Source organism: Algoriphagus ornithinivorans (assembly GCF_900115305.1).
GTDB lineage: Bacteria > Bacteroidota > Bacteroidia > Cytophagales > Cyclobacteriaceae > Algoriphagus > Algoriphagus ornithinivorans.
Map to the genome: position 1 here is coordinate 1 of NZ_FOVW01000020.1, position 2266 is coordinate 2266.

1 rRNA gene is annotated in these 2266 nt (G+C 51.0%); it reads right to left on the bottom strand.

The features are described from left to right. Positions 1–2200: ribosomal RNA gene (locus BM073_RS17905) — 23S ribosomal RNA — on the bottom strand; the annotation flags it as partial. Positions 2201–2266: the final 66 nt, after the last annotated feature.

Consider the following 2266-nt stretch of genomic DNA (forward strand, 5'->3'; position numbering starts at 1 on the left):
CGGGATTAGATACCAAACAAACAAAGGGTGGTATTTCAACAGTGACTCCACAGATCCTGGCGAACCCGCTTCATAGTCTCCCACCTATCCTACACATCATTTGTCCAGTACCAATGCTAAGCTGCAGTAAAGGTGCATGGGGTCTTTCCGTCCCGTTGCGGGTACACGGCATCTTCACCGTGACTACAATTTCACCGAGCTCATGGCTGAGACAGCGCCCAGATCGTTACACCATTCGTGCAGGTCGGAACTTACCCGACAAGGAATTTCGCTACCTTAGGACCGTTATAGTTACGGCCGCCGTTTACTGGGGCTTCGATTCAATGCTTCTCTTGCGATAACATCCCCTCTTAACCTTCCAGCACCGGGCAGGTGTCAGGCCTTATACTTCGTCTTTAAACTTCGCAAAGCCATGTGTTTTTGTTAAACAGTCGCCTGGGCCTCTTCACTGCGGCCTCACATTCGTGAGGCGCCCCTTCTCCCGAAGTTACAGGGCTATTTTGCCGAGTTCCTTAGCCATGATTCACTCGAGCACCTTAGGATACTCTCCTCGACCACCTGTGTCGGTTTGCGGTACGGGTACTCATACGCTACACGCTAGAAGTTTTTCTTGGAAGCCCTTAGGATCACTATCTGATTGTCCGTAGACGCTCAGTACTATCAGCTTCGGCTAACCGGACGCATTTAACTATCCAGCCAATACCTACAACCTTCAACGCGGTATTCCGTCACCGCGCGGATCTTTCATCACTCCGTCACTCCTTCACCTGTATGAGCAGTACGGGAATATTAACCCGTTGTCCATCGACTACCCCTCTCGGGTTCGCCTTAGGCCCCGACTAACCCTGATCCGATTAACGTTGATCAGGAAACCTGGGTCTTACGGTGGGCGGGTTTCTCGCCCGCCTTATCGTTACTTATGCCTACATTTGCTTTTCCAAAAGCTCCAGCATGCCTTACAGCACACCTTCACCGCCGTTGGAATGCTCCCCTACCACTCGTATTACTACGAATCCTTCGCTTCGGTACTAGATTTGATGCCCGATTATTATCGACGCCCTGTCGCTCGACCAGTGAGCTGTTACGCACTCTTTAAAGGAATAGCTGCTTCCAAGCTAACCTCCTGGCTGTCTCTGCAACTGGACCACCTTTGTTCAACTTAATCTAGATTTGGGGACCTTAGCGGAAGGTCTGGGTTCTTTCCCTCTCGGACTTGGACCTTAGCACCCAAGCCCTCACTGCCGGTTCTGTATGACGGCATTCGGAGTTCGTCAGGATTTGGTAGGATGTGACTCCCCCTAGTCCTATCGGTAGCTCTACCTCCGTCATACAATTCCCGACGCTGTTCCTAAAAACATTTCGGGGAGTACGAGCTATTTCTCAGTTTGATTAGCCTTTCACCCCTACCCACAGCTCATCCGGAAGCTTTTCAACGCTTATCGGTTCGGTCCTCCATTGTGTGTTACCACAACTTCAACCTGGCCATGGGTAGATCACTAAGTTTCGCGTCTACCCCCTCCGACTCAATCGCCCTTTCAGACTCGCTTTCGCTCCGGGTACAGCACTCAATGCCTTACCCTTGCCAGAGAGGAGTAACTCGTAGGCTCATTATGCAAAAGGCACGCCGTCACCCAACTAATGGGCTCCGACCGCTTGTAAGCGCACGGTTTCAGGTTCTATTTCACCCTCCTATTCGGAGTACTTTTCACCTTTCCCTCACGGTACTAGTTCACTATCGGTCTCTCAGGAGTATTTAGCCTTACCAGATGGTGCTGGCAAATTCAACCGGGATTCCTCCGGTCCCGGCCTACTCAGGATACCCGCCTCTCTTACAACATTTCCAATACGGGACTCTCACCCCCTATGGTCGGCCTTCCCATGCCGTTCTCGTCACGTTGTATTCAATTATGCAGGTCCTATAACCCCGAACATGCCGTAACATGTCCGGTTTGGGCTGTTCCGCTTTCGCTCGCCACTACTCACGGAATCACTGTTGTTTTCTCCTCCTATGGGTACTTAGATGTTTCAGTTCCCCACGTTCGCCTGTCTTACGACATAGTCCTATTGGACTGGGTTGCCCCATTCGGAAATCTACGGATCAACTCGCATTGGCCAATCCCCGTAGCTTATCGCAGCTTATCACGTCCTTCCTCGCCTCTGAGAGCCTAGGCATCCCCCGTGCGCCCTTATTCACTTACTCTACTTATTTATCCAGCTAGCGCTGGATACTCTGTTACAGTTTCTACTCAATATGTCAATGAACTTC